At 74.6% G+C, this 18320-nt stretch carries 15 protein-coding genes; all 15 read left to right on the top strand.

Annotation, left to right across the window (positions count from 1 at the left end; translation table 11 throughout):
* Positions 1 to 42 precede the first annotated feature (42 nt).
* The 15 genes from IF73_RS0104285 to IF73_RS0104215 all read left to right on the top strand — a co-directional run bounded on the left by IF73_RS0104285 (position 43) and on the right by IF73_RS0104215 (position 18304).
* Positions 43 to 1719 (top strand): beta-N-acetylhexosaminidase, encoded by a 1677-nt coding sequence (locus tag IF73_RS0104285; RefSeq protein ID WP_234338148.1) that lies wholly within the window; start codon positions 43 to 45, stop codon positions 1717 to 1719.
* Entirely contained in the window at positions 1716 to 3155 is a 1440-nt protein-coding gene (locus tag IF73_RS0104280) for a cellulose binding domain-containing protein (protein WP_031003551.1), read from the top strand. Before IF73_RS0104285 ends, IF73_RS0104280 begins: the two co-directional genes overlap by 4 nt.
* A gap of 233 nt (positions 3156 to 3388) precedes the next feature.
* Positions 3389 to 4570: an ROK family transcriptional regulator gene (locus tag IF73_RS0104275; RefSeq protein WP_031003549.1), complete on the top strand. Its 1182-nt coding sequence runs from the start codon at positions 3389 to 3391 to the stop codon at positions 4568 to 4570.
* Between the two features lie 344 nt (positions 4571 to 4914).
* Positions 4915 to 6450 carry a sugar ABC transporter ATP-binding protein gene (locus IF73_RS0104270; protein ID WP_031003548.1) on the top strand — a complete coding sequence of 512 codons (1536 nt, stop codon included), beginning with the start codon at positions 4915 to 4917 and terminating at the stop codon, positions 6448 to 6450.
* Positions 6447 to 7481 (top strand): ABC transporter permease, encoded by a 1035-nt coding sequence (locus tag IF73_RS0104265; protein ID WP_031003543.1) that lies wholly within the window; start codon positions 6447 to 6449, stop codon positions 7479 to 7481. The genes IF73_RS0104270 and IF73_RS0104265 overlap by 4 nt, the downstream gene beginning before the upstream one ends.
* 67 nt (positions 7482 to 7548) lie before the next feature.
* Complete coding sequence (locus tag IF73_RS0104260) at positions 7549 to 8592, top strand: substrate-binding domain-containing protein (RefSeq protein ID WP_031003541.1); 1044 nt, start codon at positions 7549 to 7551, stop codon at positions 8590 to 8592.
* Positions 8593 to 8671: 79 nt separating this feature from the next.
* Entirely contained in the window at positions 8672 to 9904 is a 1233-nt protein-coding gene (locus IF73_RS0104255) for a Gfo/Idh/MocA family protein (protein ID WP_031003539.1), read from the top strand.
* A 30-nt stretch (positions 9905 to 9934) separates the two neighbouring features.
* Positions 9935 to 10942: a sugar phosphate isomerase/epimerase family protein gene (locus tag IF73_RS0104250; RefSeq protein ID WP_031003537.1), complete on the top strand. Its 1008-nt coding sequence runs from the start codon at positions 9935 to 9937 to the stop codon at positions 10940 to 10942.
* A gap of 362 nt (positions 10943 to 11304) precedes the next feature.
* Positions 11305 to 12423, top strand: coding sequence for an inositol-3-phosphate synthase (locus IF73_RS0104245; RefSeq protein ID WP_031003535.1), 1119 nt, complete (start codon positions 11305 to 11307; stop codon positions 12421 to 12423).
* A complete protein-coding gene (locus tag IF73_RS0104240) occupies positions 12420 to 13376 on the top strand; it encodes an SCO3242 family prenyltransferase (RefSeq protein ID WP_234338147.1) in 957 nt (318 codons plus the stop codon). Before IF73_RS0104245 ends, IF73_RS0104240 begins: the two co-directional genes overlap by 4 nt.
* Positions 13373 to 14242: a sugar phosphate isomerase/epimerase family protein gene (locus tag IF73_RS0104235; RefSeq protein WP_037878225.1), complete on the top strand. Its 870-nt coding sequence runs from the start codon at positions 13373 to 13375 to the stop codon at positions 14240 to 14242. Before IF73_RS0104240 ends, IF73_RS0104235 begins: the two co-directional genes overlap by 4 nt.
* On the top strand, positions 14236 to 14859 hold the full coding sequence (locus tag IF73_RS0104230; RefSeq protein ID WP_031003532.1) for an EboA domain-containing protein: 624 nt from the start codon (positions 14236 to 14238) through the stop codon (positions 14857 to 14859). The genes IF73_RS0104235 and IF73_RS0104230 overlap by 7 nt, the downstream gene beginning before the upstream one ends.
* Positions 14859 to 15707: a TatD family hydrolase gene (locus IF73_RS0104225; protein ID WP_031003531.1), complete on the top strand. Its 849-nt coding sequence runs from the start codon at positions 14859 to 14861 to the stop codon at positions 15705 to 15707. Before IF73_RS0104230 ends, IF73_RS0104225 begins: the two co-directional genes overlap by 1 nt.
* A 13-nt stretch (positions 15708 to 15720) precedes the next feature.
* Positions 15721 to 16890: a metabolite traffic protein EboE gene (eboE, locus tag IF73_RS0104220; protein WP_031003530.1), complete on the top strand. Its 1170-nt coding sequence runs from the start codon at positions 15721 to 15723 to the stop codon at positions 16888 to 16890.
* A gap of 10 nt (positions 16891 to 16900) precedes the next feature.
* On the top strand, positions 16901 to 18304 hold the full coding sequence (locus IF73_RS0104215; RefSeq protein WP_031003527.1) for an alkaline phosphatase family protein: 1404 nt from the start codon (positions 16901 to 16903) through the stop codon (positions 18302 to 18304).
* Positions 18305 to 18320 lie beyond the last annotated feature (16 nt).

The raw sequence follows: 18320 nt of genomic DNA, 5'->3' as shown, positions 1-18320 counted from the left end.
CACGACCACCCGCCCACCCGCCCCCGCCCCGACCTCGCCCTCGTGCCGCGCCCCAGCCGGATCTCCCTCCGCCCCGGGGGCTTCCGTCTCGACACCGCCACCCGGCTGCGCGTCGCCCCGGGCGCCGAACGGGCCGCCCGCCTCCTGCGCGGCTATCTGACCCCCGCCACCGGGCTGCGCCTGGACCACGCCGACGACGGCACCTTCGTCCTCGCCCTCGACCCCGCGCTCACCGGCCTCGGGGAGGAGGGATACGGACTCACCGTCGCCGCGCACGGTGTGTTGCTGCGCGCCGCCCGCCCCACCGGTCTCCTCCGCGGAGTGCAGACGGTGCGCCAGCTGCTGCCGCCCGAAGCACTCACCCTGCCGAGCGGTCCGGACACCGCTCCGGTCGGGTGCGGCACGCACCGTCCCGAGCCGGCCGGGGGCACCCCGGCCGGAGCCCCGCCGCACCGGGTCGAGCTCCCCGGCGTGGAGATCACCGACGTCCCCGCGCACCCCTGGCGCGGCATGCTCCTCGACGTCGCCCGGCACTTCCAGCCCGTGACGTACCTGCACCGCTTCGTCGACCTCCTCGCCCTGCACAAGCTCAACGTGCTCCAGCTCCACCTCACCGACGACCAGGGCTGGCGGATGCCCGTGGCCGCCTACCCGCGACTCACCGAAGTCGGCGGCCGCCGCGCGGAGTCGATGGTCGGACCCGCCGGCAGCGACCGCTTCGACGGCCGCCCGCACGGCGGCTCGTACACCCGCGCCGAACTCGCCGGTCTCGTCGCGTACGCCGCCGGCCGGGGCGTCACGGTCGTACCGGAGATCGGCGTGCCCGGCCACGTACGCTCCGCGCTCGCCGCCTACCCCGCGCTCGGGAACCACCCCGAACGGGCCCTCGACGTCTGGACCCGGTGGGGCGTCTGCACCAACGTGCTCGGCGTCGGCGACCACGTCCTCGACTTCTTCCGCACCGTCCTCGACGAGACCATGGACCTCTTCCCCTCCCCGTACGTCCACCTCGGCGGCGACGAGGTCCCGACCGCCGAATGGGAGTCCAGCCCCGCGGCGATCGCCCGCGCCGCACGGGAGGGGCTGCCCGGCCCCCGCCAACTGCACGGCTGGTTCCTGGGGAGGATGGCCGACCACGTCCTCCGGGCCGGCCGGCGCCCGGTCGCCTGGGCCGAGGACGGCGCCGCCCTGCCCTCGGAGTGCACCGTGATGAGCTGGCGCACCCCGGAACACGCCTGGGCGGCGGCCCGCCGGGGCCACGACGTCGTCCACGCCGACCACCGCCGCGTCTACTTCGACTACGCGCGCGGCCCCGGCCCCGGCGAACCCCCCGCCCAGCCCGGCCACAGCCTCGACCTGCGGACCGTGTACGGCCTCGACCTGCTGCCGCCCGACAGCGCGCCGGAGCTCGCCGGACGGGTCCTCGGCGCCCAGGGACAGCTGTGGACCGAGTTCGTCCCCACCCCCGACCACATCGAGTACCTCACCTACCCCCGCCTGTGCGCCCTCGCCGAGCGGGCGTGGAACCCGGACCACGACTGGCCCGACTTCCGCACCCGGATGGACGGGCACCGCGCGCGGCTCACCGCGCTCGGCGTCCCCCACGACACCCTCCGGGACCGGACGGCACCCGCCCCCCGCGTGACAGGTGCCGCGCCCCCGCCCCCACGAACCCTCCCGCCGGCCGGCGGGAGCGAACGGAAGGAAACCGCCGGATGAGTCCCCGTACCACCAGCCGCACCCGGGCGGCCCTCGCGCTGACCGCCCTCGCCGGCAGCGCCGCCCTGGCCACCCTGCCCCTGACCACCGCCTCCGCCGCCCCCGGCGACGGCCTCGCCGTCCAGTACCGCACCAGCGCCTCCGGTGCCACCGCCGACCAGAGCGAGCCCTGGCTCAAGGTGCGCAACACCGGCACCACCGCCGTCGAGCTGAGCCAGGTCAAGATCCGCTACTACTTCAAGGCCGACTCCCCGACCGCCTCGTACCGCTTCGCCTGCTCCTGGGCCGTCAAGGGCTGCTCGGTCGTCACCGGCACCTTCGGCACCCTCGCCAACCCCACCGCGACGGCCGACCGCTACCTGGAGATCGGTTTCACCCCCGGGGCCGGCTCCCTCGCCCCGGGCGCCGACACCGGCGACATGCAGCTGCGCTTCCACCAGTCCAGCTGGCAGACCCTGACCCAGAGCGACGACTACTCCTTCTCCGGCACCCAGACCGCCTACGCCGACTGGACCAGGGTCACCGCGCAGCTCGCCGGCGCGACCGTGTGGGGCACCGCGCCCGCGGGGAACGAGCCGACCGACCCGCCGACCCCGACCGACCCGCCCACCGATCCGCCGACCGGCGGCGGCCAGACCCTCTTCGACGACTTCTCGTACACCTCGCACACCGACCCGGCGCTCGCCTCCCACGGCTGGAACGTCCGCTCCAACTCCGGCGGCCCCGGCGTCCCGGGCGCCACCTGGGACCCCTCGAAGGTCACCTTCGCCACCCAGAGCGGCAACACCGTGATGAACCTGGAGACCTCCAGCGCCGGCACCGGATCCACCACCGTCCACACCGAAGTCCTCACCAAGGCGACCAAGTTCAGGAACGGCACCTACGCGGCCCGGGCGAAGTTCTCCGACGCCCCGAAGTACGGCCCCGACGGCGACCGCGTCGTCCAGACCTTCTTCACCATCAACGACCTCAAGGCCCCGATGGCCGACGACTACGCCGAGTACGACTTCGAGTACCTGCCCAACGGCGGCTGGGGCGAGCCCGCCAACATCCTGTACACGACCTCCTGGGAGACCTACAACCCGGACCCCTGGCAGGCGGTCAACCAGCACAGCGAGAGCCGCACCAGCTTTGCCGGCTGGCACGACCTGGTCGTCACCATCGACAACAGCAGGATCACCTACTACGTCGACGGCGCCCTCTTCGGCACCCATGACGCCGCCTACCTGCCCGAGCGGCCCATGTCCATCAACTTCAACCAGTGGCTGATCGACCTCGACGGGCAGACCTCCACCACCCCGCGCGCCTACGACCAGCAGGTCGACTACGTCCTGCACGTCAAGGACCAGGTCCTCACCCCGGCCCAGGTCGCCGCGAAGGTCGCCGCCCTGCGCGGCGCCGGCACGTCCTTCGTGGACGAGGTCCCCGCGTCCTGACGACCCGTGCCCCGAGGAACGGCCCCTTCCGCCGAGGGGGCCGTTCCGTCGTCTCCGCCGGGACCGCCCTTTGTCCCGGGAGTGGAAGAAGTCGTCGCCGTTTCCTGCTCAAGTAGTTCCCAGGCCGGTGAGGCGCTGCTACGTTCCTCTCGAAAGCCCGACGGGTGAACCACCGGAGACAGGCATTCGGGCCCCCAGCCGGTGGCGGGGGAGGGGAGGGATTCGTGAGACGGATGACCGCTCGACCCGCGAACGTGCACCAGGCGCGACTGCTGCGCCTGTTGCGTGACGGAGGGCCCAACTCCCGTGCGCAGCTGGGCGATCTGGTCGACCTGTCCCGATCCAAGCTGGCGGTCGAGGTGGACCGGCTGCTGGAGACGGGACTGGTGGTCGCGGACGGGCTCGCCGCCTCACGCGGCGGACGCCGCTCGCACAACCTCCGGCTCGCCCCGGCGCTGCGCTTCCTCGGGGTCGACATCGGGGCCACCTCGATCGACGTCGCCGTCACCAACGCCGAGCTGGAGGTCCTGGGGCACCTGAACCAGCCCGTGGACGTCCGCGAAGGGCCCGTCGCCGTCTTCGAGCGGGTGCTGGCCATGGCGGACAAGCTCAAGGCGTCGGGGGCCGCGGAGGGTTTCGACGGCGCGGGAATCGGCGTCCCCGGCCCCGTCCGCTTCCCCGAGGGCGTGCCCGTCGCCCCGCCGATCATGCCCGGCTGGGACGGCTTCCCCGTCCGCGAGGCCCTCAGTCAGGACCTCGGCTGCCCGGTGATGGTCGACAACGACGTGAACCTCATGGCGATGGGGGAGCAGCACGCGGGCGTCGCCCGCTCCGTCGGCGACTTCCTGTGCGTCAAGATCGGTACCGGCATCGGCTGCGGCATCGTGATCGGCGGCCAGGTCTACCGCGGTACGACGGGCAGCGCCGGCGACATCGGGCACATCCAGGTCCAGCCGGACGGGCGGGCCTGCGCCTGCGGCAACCTGGGCTGCCTGGAGGCCCACTTCAGCGGCGCGGCACTGGCCCGCGACGCGGAGGACGCGGCCCGCTCGGGCCGTTCGGCGCAGCTCGCCGCGCGGCTGGAGGCGGCCGGCGAGCTGACCGCCGCGGACGTCTCGGCGGCCGCGGCGGCGGGCGACACCGTGTCCCTGGAGCTGATCCGCGAGGGCGGACAGCGGCTGGGCCAGGTCATCGCCGGGCTCGTCAGCTTCTTCAATCCGGGACTCGTCGTCATCGGCGGCGGTGTCACCGGCCTCGGCCACACCCTGCTGGCCAGCGTCCGCACCCAGGTCTACCGCCAGTCGCTGCCGCTCGCGACCGGCAACCTCCCCATCGTGCTGGGCGAGTTGGGTCCCACCGCCGGAGTGATCGGCGCGGCCCGCCTCATCAGCGACCACGTCTTCTCACCCGCCTGACGGGGCCGGGCCCGCGCCCGGCTCCCCCTTCTCCGGCAGCGGTACGCCGCGCGCCGCGGCACGTACCACCGCACGACCCGGCACCACCGCACGACCCGGCACCACCGCACGACCCGGCACCACCGCACGACCCGGCACCACCGCGTCACCGCCCCCGCACCACCCCGCCCCGCACCACGCAACGGTCCCGTGGCTGTCAGCCATGCCCGCTCACCCCGCACGCGCCGGCACGTCCGAGGCCGCGGGGCCCCGAGCCCTTCGCTCCGCTCCCTCTCCTCCCGCGCCGCTCACCGCGCCCCGCTTCGCCCTGCCCGCTCACGGCCGCATCCGCCGAGGGGATCCCGATGGCATCACGCCCACCACTGCTCACGATGAACCGCATCACCAAGTCGTTCCCCGGCGTCCGCGCCCTGGACGGCGTGGACCTCGAAGTCCAGGCCGGCGAGGTGCACTGCCTCCTCGGCCAGAACGGCGCCGGCAAGTCGACCCTCATCAAGGTCCTCGCCGGAGCCCACCAGCCCGACGGCGGAGAGATCACCTGGGGCGGCGAACCGGTCTCCCTGACCTCTCCGATCGCGGCCATGCGGCTGGGGATCGCCACCATCTACCAGGAGCTGGACCTGGTCGGCGGACTGTCCGTCGCCGAGAACGTGTTCCTCGGCAACGAGCCGACCTCCGCCGGGTTCGTCGTACGCGGGGCCAGGGCGCGCACGGCCGCCGCACGGCTGCTGAAGCGCCTCGGGCACCCGGAGATCGATCCCGCCCGGCACGTCGGCGAGCTGTCCGCCGCCCAGCAGCAGATCGTCTCCATGGCCCGGGCGCTCTCCCACGAGGTGCGGCTGATCGTCATGGACGAGCCGTCCGCCGCGCTCGACCCCGACGAGGTCGACAACCTCTTCCGGATCGTCGCCGAACTCACCGCCGACGGCGTCGCCGTCGTGTACATCTCCCACCGGCTGGAGGAGATCCGCCGCATCGGCGACCGCGTCACGGTCCTGAAGGACGGCCGGTCCGTCGCCGGCGGCCTGCCGGCGGACACCACCCCGACCCGGGACATCGTCGCCCTCATGACCGGCCGCACCGTCGAGCACGTCTTCCCCGACCGCCCGCAGGCCACCGACGGAACCGACGGGGCCGCCGCCCGGGACCCCGTCCTCCGGGTCGAGGGCCTCACCCGTGCCGGCGAGTTCGCCCCCCTCGACCTCGCACTGCGGCCCGGCGAGATCGTCGGCCTCGCCGGACTGGTGGGCTCCGGCCGCAGCGAGATCCTGGAGACGATCTACGGGGCGCGCAGGCCCGACGCGGGCCGCGTCCTCGTCGACGACGTCCCACTGCGCCCGGGCAGCGTCCGCGCCGCCGTCCGGGCCGGGATCGGACTGGCCCCCGAGGAGCGCAAGGCGCAGGCGCTGCTGATGCTGGAGTCCGTCGGCAGCAACGTCTCGGTCGCCACCCTCTCCCGCTACTCCCGCGCGGGCTGGCTCGACCGGCGTGCCGAGCGGGCCGCCGCGCACCGGGCGGTACGCGAGCTGTCGCTGCGGCCCGACGACCCGGACGCGGCGGTCAGGACGCTCTCCGGCGGCAACCAGCAGAAGGCCGTGCTCGCGCGCTGGCTGCTGCGCGGCTGCAAGGTGCTGCTGCTCGACGAGCCGACCCGGGGCGTCGACATCGGCGCCCGGGCGGAGCTCTACGCCGTGATACGCCGACTGGCCGACGAAGGACTGGCGGTACTGCTCGTCTCCAGCGAGGTTCCCGAGGTCCTCGGGCTCGCCGACCGCGTGCTGGTGCTCCGCGAAGGCTCCGTCGTGCACACGGCGCCGGCCCGGGAGCTCGACGAGCACCGCGTACTCGATCTCGTGATGGAAGGGAACCCGACGCCATGACGCAGCCGGCCTCCGCCGCGCGGAAGGACGCGCCGATGTCCGCCGCCACCTCCGACACCGCCGGGAAGGGGACCCGCCGACCGGCGCTGATGCGGTGGGACGTGCGCAGCATGTCGCTGCTGGGCGTCCTCGTCGCCCTCGTCGCCGTCGGCGGCATCACCCAGCCCGACTCCTTCCTCGCCACCAGCAACCTCCAACTCGTTCTGACGCAGGCGTCGGTGATCGGCGTCGTCACCGTCGGCATGACGTTCGTCATCACCAGCGGCGGCATCGACCTGTCGGTCGGCGCGATCGTGGCCCTCGCGTCCGTGTGGGCGACGACCGTCGCCACCCAGGAGTTCGGCTTCGCGGGCATCCTCTTCACCGCGGTGCTCGTCGGCGTCGGCTGCGGTCTCGTGAACGGGCTGCTGATCGCGTACGGCGGCATGGTGCCGTTCATCGCCACCCTGGCCATGCTGGCCTCCGCCCGCGGTCTCGCCCTGCAGATCACGGACGGCAGGACCCAGATGGTGACCGTGACCGACGTCCTCGACCTCGGCGTCAAGGACGCCTACGTGCTCGGCGTCCCGCCGCTCGTCCTCGTCTTCGCCGCCGTGACCGTCGTCGGATGGCTGCTGCTCAACCGGACCACGTTCGGCCGCCGCACCGTCGCCGTCGGCGGCAACGCGGAGGCGGCCCGGCTCGCCGGCATCGACGTCCGGCGGCAGCGCCTGTACCTGTACCTGCTGTCCGGACTGTGCTGCGGGGTCGCCGCGTTCATGCTCATCGTCCTCGCCGGATCCGGCCAGAACACCAACGGCAACCTGTACGAACTCGACGCCATCGCCGCCGCCATCATCGGCGGCACCCTGCTCAGCGGCGGACGCGGCACGATCGTCGGCTCCGTCCTCGGCGTCCTGATCTTCACGACCATCACCAACATCTTCGCCCTCAACAACCTGGAGACGGCCGTCCAGCAGATCGCCAAGGGCGCGATCATCGTGGCCGCCGTCCTCGTCCAGCGCCGGAGCCTGCGCGGCGGCGACGCCTGACCGCCGTCCCGCCGCACCCCCGCTCCTCGACCCGTCCCGCCCCGCCCAGCCGAAGGGTTGATCCGCCATGTCCCGAACCGCCCCCAGCCGCAGAGGACTTCTGTTCGGCACCGCCGCCGTCTCCGCCGGAGCGCTGCTGACCGCCTGCACCAGCAACGAGCCCAAGCAGCAGGAACAGCCGGCCGGCAGCACCCCTGCCGCCGACGACAAGCCCGGCAAGCCGGTCACCATCGGCTTCGCCGGACCGCAGGCCGACCACGGCTGGCTCAACGCCATCAACCAGAACGCCAAGTCCCGCGCCGCGAAGTACTCCGACGTCACCCTGGAGATCACCGAGGGCTCCAACGACACCGCCGCCCAGATCGGCCAGGTGCAGACCCTCATCAACAAGAAGGTCGACGTCCTCGTCATCCTGCCCGCCGACGGCAAGGCGCTGACCCAGGTCGGCCTCCAGGCGATGCGGGCCGGCATCCCCGTCGTCAACCTGGACCGCGTCTTCGCGTCCCCGCAGGCGTACCGCTGCTGGATCGGCGGCGACAACTACGGCATGGGGCTCAACGCCGGCACCTACATCGGCGAGCAGCTCAAGGACAAGCCGAACGCGAAGGTCGTCGAACTCGCCGGGCTCGACAACCTCGAACTCACCCGGCAGCGCACCCAGGGCTTCGACGACGCCCTGAAGAACTACCCCAACATCACCAAGGTCGCCCGGCAGGCAGCCGACTTCACCGTCGAGTCCGGCCAGGCCAAGATGGCCCAGCTCCTCCAGGCGCAGCCCGCCTTCGACGCCCTGTGGAACCACGACGACGACCAGGGCGTGGGCGCGCTCCGCGCCATCGCGCAGGCCGGCCGTGACGACTTCCTGATGGTCGGCGGCGCGGGGGCCAGGTCCGCGATGGACGCCATCAAGGCCGGCACCGGCGTGCTCAAGGCCACCGTCCTCTACCCGCCGACCATGGCCGCGTCCGCCATCGACCTGGCCCGCGCGCTCGGCCAGGGCAAGGGCGTGGGCGGTCTGGCGGAGCTGGAGATCCCGTCCTCGCTGACGCTCTACTCGGCCGTGGTGACCAAGGAGAACGTCGACGACTACCTGCCCACCGGCTTCAACTGACCGGGTCCGGGCTCCCGGGGGGATGCCCGGCCGCGCAGCACACCGACGAGTCAGTGACTCTCTGACCAGGAGGAACCGTATGGAACAGCGGGACAGCGACGCGACCGCGCCGCCCGGACTCGGCGTCGGCATGGTGGGGTACGCGTTCATGGGCGCCGCGCACTCACAGGGCTGGCGCAACGTGGGCCGGGTCTTCGACCTGCCGCTGCGGCCCGTGCTCGCGGCGATCGCGGGCCGGGACGCGGACGCCGTCCGGGCCGCCGCCCAGCGGCACGGCTGGGCGGCGGCGGAGACGGACTGGCGTGCCCTGATCGCCCGGGACGACGTGCAGCTCGTCGACATCTGCACCCCGGGGGACAGCCATGCGGAGATCGCGATCGCGGCGCTGGAGGCCGGCAAGCACGTCCTGTGCGAGAAGCCGCTCGCGAACTCGGTGGCCGAGGCCGAGGCCATGGCCACCGCCGCCGAGGCCGCCCGCGCCCGCGGCCAGGTGGCGATGGTCGGATTCAACTACCGGCGCGTGCCCGCCCTTTCGTACGCCCGTCGGCTCATCGCCGAGGGGCGGCTCGGCACCCTGCGACACGTCCGGGTCAGCTACCTCCAGGACTGGCTGGTCGACCCCGACTTCCCGCTGACGTGGCGGCTGGAGCGCGAGCACGCCGGGTCGGGGGCGCTGGGAGACCTCGGGGCGCACATCGTCGACCTCGCGCAGTACCTGGCGGGGGAGGCGATCGTCGGGGTGTCCGCCCAGACGGAGACCTTCGTACGGGAGCGGCCCCGGCCCGCCGCCGCGGCGGCCGGCCTGTCCGCGCCGTCCGGGCGGGCCGACGGCGGCGCCCCGCGCGGGCCGGTGACCGTCGACGACGCGGTCGTCTTCACCGCACGGCTCGCCTCGGGGGCGCTCGCCGCCTTCGAGGCGAGCCGGATGGCCTCCGGCCGCAAGAACCAGCTCCGGCTGGAGATCAACGGCGAGCGGGGTTCGCTCGCCTTCGACCTGGAGCGGCTCAACGAGCTCTCCTTCCACGACCACCGCGAGCCCGCCGCCACCGCGGGCTTCCGGAGGATCCTCGTCACCGAGGCCGAACACCCGTACCTGGAGGCGTGGTGGCCGCCCGGCCACGCCCTCGGCTACGAGCACACCTTCACCCACCAGGCCCGCGACCTGGTCGCCGCGATCGGCGCCGGCACCGATCCGTCGCCGTCCTTCGCCGACGGGCTGCGGGTGCAGCGGGTGCTCGCCGCGGTCGAGGAGAGCGCCCGGAAGAACGCCGTCTACACACCCGTCCAGGAAGTGCCGGCCGAGGTCCGCTAGAGGGCCCGCCCGCACTCGTTTGGAGGCTTCATGCCGCGTCCGTTCACGCTCTTCACCGGCCAGTGGGCCGACCTGCCGCTGGAGGAGGTCTGCCGGCTAGCCCGCGACTTCGGCTACGACGGCCTCGAACTCGCCTGCTGGGGCGACCACTTCGAGGTCGACAGGGCCCTCGCCGACCCGTCGTACCTGGCGGGACGGCACGCCCTGCTCGACAAGTACGGCCTGACGTGCTTCGCGATCTCCAACCACCTGGTGGGCCAGGCGGTCTGCGACCATCCGATCGACGAACGGCACCAGGGCATCCTGCCGGCCCGGATCTGGGGCGACGGCGAACCCGAGGCCGTGCGGCGGCGGGCCGCCGCCGAGATGGCGGACACCGCGCGCGCCGCGGCCGCCTTCGGCGTCGACACCGTCGTCGGCTTCACCGGCTCCTCCATCTGGCACCTGGTGGCCATGTTCCCGCCCGTGCCGGAGCGCATGGTGGAGCGCGGCTACGAGGACTTCGCCGAGCGGTGGAACCCCGTCCTCGACGTCTTCGACGCGGAGGGGGTCCGCTTCGCCCACGAGGTGCACCCCGGGGAGATCGCCTACGACTACTGGACGACGCGCCGCGCGCTGGAGGCGGTGGACCACCGTCCGGCCTTCGGGCTCAACTTCGACCCCAGCCACTTCGTCTGGCAGGACCTCGACCCGGTGGGCTTCCTGTACGACTTCCGGGACCGGATCTACCACGTCGACTGCAAGGAGGCGCGCAAGCGCCTCGACGGGCGCAACGGCCGGCTCGGCTCCCACCTGCCGTGGGGCGACCCGCGCCGCGGCTGGGACTTCGTCTCCGCCGGACACGGGGACGTGCCCTGGGAGGACGTCTTCCGCATGCTGCGGTCCATCGGCTACCAGGGCCCCGTGTCCGTCGAGTGGGAGGACGCCGGGATGGACCGGCTCACCGGGGCGCCCGAGGCGCTGGCCCATCTGAAGCGGTTCGACTTCGACCCGCCGTCCGCCTCGTTCGACGCGGCGTTCTCCGGCGGCGACCGGTAGGACCCCCGGCCGGGCCCGGTGGCGAGGGGCGCCACCGGGCGGTCCGGCCTGCCCGCGCACGGCTTTGTCCTGATGGAGGAGAAAGTTCGACCGATCTGCTGCGCAAGGGCTTTCGGTCGCGGACGAACGGGGCTACGGTCCCCTCAGCCGGCCCCGGAGCGACCGTCCCGTCCCCGGCCCGCCCCGACCCCGCACCCGCCGGGACCGGGCAAGGCCCCCGCCCCGCACGGCGCCTCGCACCTCACCTCCGGACCTCGGGGCGGCCCGCACCACCCGCCGGCCGCACCCGGGAGGCACCGCACCCCCCGGCTCACCCCCAGCCCTCCACCCCACGCACCCACGACCTGGCAAGGAGGCAGCCCGTGACTCACACCCACGCACGCACCGGAGTCTGGTTCGCCGGAGCACGCGGCTCCGTGGCGACCACGGCCGTCGCCGGATGCGCCGCCGTCCGCGCCGGACTCCACCCGGCGACCGGCATGGTCACCGAGACCCCCGCGTTCGCCGGCGCCGGGCTGCCGTCCCTGGCCGCGCTCGTCTTCGGCGGCCACGACATCGCGACCTGCCCGCTCCCCAAACGCGCCGAGCAGCTCACCGGCGCCGGCGTCCTCCCGCACGGCCTCGCCGCCGCCGTCCACGCCGAACTCGCCGCCGCCGACGAGGAGATACGCACCGGCGGCCCCCTCCCGGACGACCCCCGCACCGACCACGACATCATCGCCGACCTCGCCGCCGACCTCGACTCCTTCCGGGGCCGCCACGCACTGGCCCGCGTGGTCGTCGTCAACGTCTCCAGCACGGAGCCGCCGCCCGCGCCCGACGCCGCACGCCTGCCGCCGAGCTCCCTCTACGCCGCCGCGGCCGTCCAAGCCGGCTGTCCCTACGTCGACTTCACCCCGTCCACCGGGCTGCGCACCCCGGACCTGTCGGCCGCCGCGACCGCCGCCGGACTGCCCCACGCGGGCCGGGACGGCAAGACCGGCCAGACGCTGCTGCGCTCGGTGCTCGCCCCGATGTTCGTCCAGCGGGCGCTGGACGTACGGGCCTGGTCCGGCACCAACCTGCTGGGCGGGGGAGACGGGGCGACCCTGGCCGACCCCGCCGCCGCGGCGGCGAAGAACGCCGGCAAGGAACGTGTCCTCACGGAGACGCTCGGCCACCGGCCGGAGGGCCGGGTCCACATCGACGACGTCCCCGCGCTCGGCGACTGGAAGACGGCCTGGGACCACATCGCCTTCGAGGGCTTCCTCGGATCGCGGATGGTCCTCCAGACCATCTGGCAGGGCTGCGACTCGGCACTCGCCGCACCCCTCGTCCTCGACCTGGCCCGCTTGGTCGCCCGCGCCCACGAAGCCGGGCTCTCCGGGCCGCTGCCGGAGCTCGGCTTCTACTTCAAGGACCCGGACGGCGGGCCCACCGGCCTCGCGGAGCAGTTCGCCGCGCTGCTGGCCCTCGCCGACCGGCTGCGGGAGGCGAGGTGACGCGCCCCGGCCGCCCGAACCGCACCCGGCGGATCCGGGCCTGGGCCGAACTGCTGCGCGTCTCCGCGCTGTTCAGCGTGCCGGGGGACGCGCTCGCCGGGGCCGCGGCCCGCGGCCTGCGGCCCGGCCCGGGGACGGCGTACGCGGTCGGCGCGTCGCTCTGCCTGTACCAGGCCGGCATGGCGCTCAACGACTGGGCCGACCGCGAGGAGGACGCCGTCGACCGGCCGCACCGCCCCCTGCCCTCCGGCCGGATCACCCCGGCCGCGGCGCTGGGCGCGGCCGGCCTCCTGACCGCCGCCGGCCTCGCCCTCGCCGCCCGCGCCGGCCGCCCGGCCCTCACCGTGGCCACCGCCCTGGCCGGCACGGTGTGGGCCTACGACCTCCGTCTCAAGCACACGCCCGCCGGCCCCGCCGCCATGGCCGCCGCCCGCGCCCTCGACCTCGTCCTGGGCGCCACGGCCACCGGCCCCGCCCCGGTACGGACCGCCGGCACGGCGCCGGTCGCGCGACGCGGTGCGGCCGCTCGTACCGGACTCCGGGTCGCGGCGCCCGCCGGAGCGCTCGCCCTCCACACGTACGCCGTCACCGCCGTGTCCCGGCACGAGACGCGGGGCGGTGCGACGCTCGCCCCGCTCGGAGCCCTCGCCGCGACGTCCGCGCTCGGGGCCGCCACCGCGATCGGGGCGCTCCGGAAGCCGGGCGGCACGGCGGCACTCGCCCGCCTGCTGCCCACGGCCCTGTACCTCGGCACCACCACGGGCCCCCTGCTCCACGCCGCGCTCAACCCCTCCCCGGCCCTCACCCAGCGGGCCGTCGGCGGCGGGATCCGCGCCCTCATCCCGCTCCAGGCCGCGCTCGCGGCCCGGGCCGGGGCGGCCGGCACCGGGATCGCCGTGCTGGGGCTCGCCCCCCTCGCCCGCGCCCTCGCCCGGAAGGTGAGCGCCACATGAGCGCACGACAGCGACTCCGCCTCGGATACGGCACCAACGGGCTCACCGACCTCCGGCTCGACGACGCCCTCGGGCTGCTCGCGGACCTCGGCTACGACGGCGTCGGGCTCACGCTCGACCACATGCACCTCGACCCGCTCGCGCCCGGCCTCGCCGCCCGGACCGCCCGGGTCGCCCGCCGGCTCGGCGCGCTCGGACTCACCGTGACCGTGGAGACCGGGGCCCGGTACGTCCTCGACCCGCGCCGCAAGCACGGCCCGACGCTGCTCGACGCCGACCCGCGGGACCGCGCCGCCCGGGTCCGCCTGCTGCTCACGGCGGTCGGCGTCGCGGCGGACCTCGGGGCGCACGCCGTCCACTGCTTCAGCGGCGTCACCCCGCCGGGCACCGACGACCCCACGGCCTGGCAGCGCCTGACCAGGTCGCTGGCGCCCGTCCTCGACGCCGCCGCCGACGCGGGCGTGCCCCTCGCGATCGAACCCGAACCGGGACACCTCCTCGCCACCCTCGACGACTTCCACCGGCTGCGCGCGGCGCTCGGCGACCCCGCGCCCCTCGGCCTCACCCTCGACATCGGCCACTGCCAGTGCCTGGAGGCGGCGCCGCCCGCCGACTGCGTCCGGGCGGCGGCACCCTGGCTGCGCCACGTGCAGATCGAGGACATGCGGCGCGGGGTGCACGAGCACCTGCCGTTCGGCGAGGGCGAGATCGACTTCCCGCCCGTCCTCGACGCCCTCGCGGCCACCGGCTACCAGGGCCTGACCGTCGTCGAACTGCCCCGCCACGCGCACGCGGGACCGCGACTGGCCGCGGAATCGGCCGCGTTCCTTCGGGACGCGGCCGTGAAGGGAGCACCGGCATGCTGACCCCGCCACCGTCCCTGACCCGCGCGCACGTCGCGGCCCGGCTGCCCGACGACCACGCCCGCGCCTGGTTCGCCGAGGCCGTCGCCGACGCCCGCCGAGCGGCGACAGCACCACACGCACCCTCCGCCTGGCAGCTCCGCTTCGTCACCGCCGGCCGGCACTGCGGCCGGGACGCCGCGGACGCCGTACGGACCCTGCTGCTGGTCGAGGCCCGCGCCGGTACCGAGACCCTGACCCGCCTCTACCGGGAAGGCGGCGCCGCCGAGCGCCGCGCCGTGCTCCACGCCCTGCCCGCCCTCGTCGACGGCCCGCAGGCCACGCCCCTCGTGGACGACGCGCTGCGCACGCACGACACCCGGCTGATCGCCGCCGCCGTCGGTCCCTACGCCGCGGCCCACCTGGCCCCGCACGCCTGGCGGCACGCCGTCCTGAAGTGCCTCTTCACCGGCGTCCCGCTGAGCACCGTCGCGGATCTGGCGCGACGGGCGGCCGGCGACGCGGAGCTGGCCCGCATGCTCGCCGCGCTCGCCGCCGAACGCACCGCGGCGGGCCGGGAGGTCCCCCGCGACCTCCGCCACGCCCTGACCCTGACCGGCGTACCGACCGAGGAGCCGTGATGCGCATCTTCGACCCGCACATCCACATGACGTCACGCACCACCGACGACTACGAGGCGATGTACGCGGCGGGCGTCCGGGCCGTGGTCGAACCGGCCTTCTGGCTCGGCCAGCCGCGCACCTCGCCCGCCAGCTTCCTCGACTACTTCGACGCGCTGCTCGGCTGGGAGCCGTTCCGGGCCGCCCAGTACGGCATCGCCCACCACTGCGCGCTCGCGCTCAACCCCAAGGAGGCCAACGACCCGCGCTGCACGCCCGTCCTCGACGAGCTGCCCCGCTACCTCGTCAAGGACTCCGTCGTCGCCGTCGGCGAGATCGGCTACGACGCGATGACCCCCGCCGAGGACACCGCCCTCGCCGCCCAGCTCCAGCTCGCCGCCGAACACGGCCTGCCCGCCCTCGTCCACACCCCCCACCGGGACAAGCTCGCCGGACTCCACCGGACCCTCGACGTCGTCCGCGAGTCGGCCCTGCCCGTCGAGCGGACCCTCCTCGACCACCTCAACGAGACGACCGTCGCCGCCGCCGTGGACAGCGGCTGCTGGCTCGGCTTCTCCGTCTACCCCGACACCAAGATGGACACCGACCGCATGGTGGCCGTCCTGCGCACCTTCGGCACCGAGCGGATCCTCGTCAACTCGGCCGCCGACTGGGGCAGGAGCGATCCGCTGAAGACCCGCGAGGTCGCCGGCGCCATGCTCGCCGCCGGCTTCACCGACGACGACGTCGACCGGGTCCTGTGGCGCAACCCCGTCGCCTTCTACGGACTCGGCGGCCGGCTCCAGCTCGACGTCCCCGTCCCGGACGCCCTGCACGAGGGCAACTCCGTGCTGCGCGGCGGGGAATGAGGAGGGCCGCCCCGTGCGCTTCCGCCACCCCGACGGCACCCTCGTCCACCTCTCCTACTGCACCAACGTCCACCCCGCCGAGACCCTCGACGGCGTCCTCGCCCAACTCCGCGACCACTGCGAGCCGGTGCGCCGGCGGCTCGGCCGCGACCGGCTCGGCATCGGCCTCTGGCTCGCCAGGGAGGCCGCCCGCGCCCTGGCCGCCGACCCGGTGGCGCTGCGCGGGCTCCAGACCGAGCTGGACCGCCGCGGCCTCGAAGTCGTCACCCTCAACGGCTTCCCCTACGAGGGTTTCGGCGCCGCGGCGGTCAAGCACCGCGTCTACCACCCCGACTGGACCGAGCCCGAGCGCCTCGCCCACACCACCGACCTCGCCCGCCTCCTCGCCGCCCTGCTCCCCGACGACGTCACCGAGGGCAGCGTCTCCACCCTGCCGCTCGCCTGGCGCACCGGCTTCGACCGGCGCGCCGCCGCCACCGCCCGGGCCGCCCTCGCCACCCTGACGGAACGGCTCGACGCCCTGGAGGAGCTGACCGGCAAATCCGTCCGCGTCGCCCTCGAACCCGAGCCGGGCTGCGCGGTGGAGACCACCGCCGACGCCATCGGAGCGCTCACCGGCCTCCCCGGCGACCGCGTCGGCGTCTGCGTCGACACCTGCCACCTCGCGACCTCCTTCGAGGACCCGGCCACGGCGCTCGCCGCACTCGCCGCCGCCGGCGTCCCCGTCCCCAAGGCCCAGCTCTCCACCGCCCTGCACGCCGAGGAACCCCACCGCCCCGACGTACGCGCCGCGCTCGCCGGCTACGCCGAACCGCGCTTCCTGCACCAGACCCGCACGGCCACCGTCGCGGGACTCCGCGGCACCGACGACCTCACCGAAGCGCTCACGGGGGAGGTCCTGCCCGACACCGCCCCCTGGCGCGCCCACTTCCACGTCCCCCTGCACGCCCCGCCCGCCCCGCCGCTCACCTCCACGCTCCCCGTCCTCCAGGACGCCCTGGCCCTCCTGGTCGGCGGGGCCCACCCCCGCACCCGACACCTGGAGGTCGAGACGTACACCTGGCAGGCCCTCCCGCCCGGAGCGCGGCCCCGCACCCGAGGCCGGCTCGCCGACGGCATCGCCGCCGAACTCACCCTCGCCCGCGACCTGCTCACCGACCTCGGCCTGAAGGAACTCCCGTGAAGGACCTCCCGTGACCGACGCGAAGCTCCCCGCCGACGGACGCCCGACCCCCCTCCTCGTCCTCGACGTCGTCGGCCTCACCCCCCGGCTCCTCGCCCACATGCCACGCCTCCGCGACCTCGCCGACTCCGGCTCGCGGGCGCCCCTGTCGACCGTGCTGCCCGCCGTCACCTGCGCCGCCCAGTCCACCTTCCTCACCGGCACCCTCCCCGCCGAGCACGGCATCGTCGGCAACGGCTGGTACTTCCGCGAACTCGGCGACGTCCTGCTGTGGCGCCAGCACAACGGCCTGGTCGCCGGCGACAAGATCTGGGACGCGGCCCGCCGCGCCCACCCCGGCTACACCGTCGCCAACATCTGCTGGTGGTACGCGATGGGCGCCGACACCGACATCACCGTCACCCCCCGCCCCGTCTACCACTCCGACGGGCGCAAGGAGCCCGACTGCTACACCCGGCCACCGGCCCTCCACGACGAACTCACCGAACTGTTCGGCACGTTCCCCCTCTTCCAGTTCTGGGGACCGGGGGCGTCCCTCGCCTCCAGCCGGTGGATCGCGGACGCCACCCGGCACATCATGCGCACCCGCCGACCCGACCTGACGCTCTGTTACCTCCCGCACCTCGACTACGACCTCCAGCGGTACGGCCCCGACGACCCGCGCTCGCTCCACGCGGCCACCGAACTCGACACGCTCATCGGCCCGTTGCTCGACGACGCCCGGGCCGAGGGCCGCACGGTCGTCGTGCTGTCCGAGTACGGGATCACCCGCGTCAGCCACCCCGTCGACATCAACCGCGCGCTGCGGCGCGCCGGACTCCTCGACGTCCACACCCAGGACGGCATGGAGTACCTCGACCCGGCGGCCTCCCGGGCCTTCGCCGTCGCCGACCACCAGATCGCCCACGTCTACGTCCGCCGCCCCGAGGACCTCGCGGCCACCCGTGCAGCCCTCCGGGACCTGCCCGGCGTCGAGCGGCTCCTCGACGACGAGGGAAAGAAGACACATGGCCTCGACCACCCCCGCTCCGGCGAACTGGTCGCCGTCGCCGAACCCGACGCCTGGTTCACCTACTACTACTGGCTGGACGACGCGCGCGCCCCCGACTTCGCCCGCCTCGTCGAGATCCACCGCAAGCCCGGCTACGACCCGGCCGAACTGTTCCTGGACCCCCAGGACCCCTACGTACGGCTCAGGGCCGCGGCCGCCGTGGCCCGCAAGAAGGCCGGCCTGCGCTACCGCGTCGCGGTCGTGCCCCTGGACCCGTCACCCGTCCGCGGCAGCCACGGCCGCCTCCCCGCGGACGACGCGGACGGCCCGGTCGTCCTCTGCTCCGCCCCCGGCGCCCTGCCCGGCCGCACCGCGGCCACCGAGGTCAAGCCGCTCCTGCTGCGGCTCGCCGGCCTCGCCTGAGCCGGCGCGCCGCTCC

Origin of the sequence: Streptomyces sp. NRRL F-5727, from assembly GCF_000719555.1 — a bacterium.
GTDB lineage: Bacteria > Actinomycetota > Actinomycetes > Streptomycetales > Streptomycetaceae > Streptomyces.
The sequence above is the reverse complement of the archived record's forward strand: the minus strand, read 5'-3'. Positions and strand labels throughout refer to the sequence as shown.

Bases quoted from the DNA above. Each gene is read 5' to 3' on its own strand.
- IF73_RS0104225 (WP_031003531.1), top strand. From the start codon at position 14,859: ATGCGCATCTTCGACCCGCACATCCACATGACGTCACGCACCACCGAC.
- IF73_RS0104255 (WP_031003539.1), top strand. From the start codon at position 8,672: ATGGAACAGCGGGACAGCGACGCGACCGCGCCGCCCGGACTCGGCGTC.
- IF73_RS0104230 (WP_031003532.1), top strand. From the start codon at position 14,236: ATGCTGACCCCGCCACCGTCCCTGACCCGCGCGCACGTCGCGGCCCGG.
- IF73_RS0104235 (WP_037878225.1), top strand. From the start codon at position 13,373: ATGAGCGCACGACAGCGACTCCGCCTCGGATACGGCACCAACGGGCTC.
- IF73_RS0104275 (WP_031003549.1), top strand. From the start codon at position 3,389: ATGACCGCTCGACCCGCGAACGTGCACCAGGCGCGACTGCTGCGCCTG.
- IF73_RS0104280 (WP_031003551.1), top strand. From the start codon at position 1,716: ATGAGTCCCCGTACCACCAGCCGCACCCGGGCGGCCCTCGCGCTGACC.
- IF73_RS0104250 (WP_031003537.1), top strand. From the start codon at position 9,935: ATGCCGCGTCCGTTCACGCTCTTCACCGGCCAGTGGGCCGACCTGCCG.
- IF73_RS0104265 (WP_031003543.1), top strand. From the start codon at position 6,447: ATGACGCAGCCGGCCTCCGCCGCGCGGAAGGACGCGCCGATGTCCGCC.
- IF73_RS0104270 (WP_031003548.1), top strand. From the start codon at position 4,915: ATGGCATCACGCCCACCACTGCTCACGATGAACCGCATCACCAAGTCG.
- IF73_RS0104260 (WP_031003541.1), top strand. From the start codon at position 7,549: ATGTCCCGAACCGCCCCCAGCCGCAGAGGACTTCTGTTCGGCACCGCC.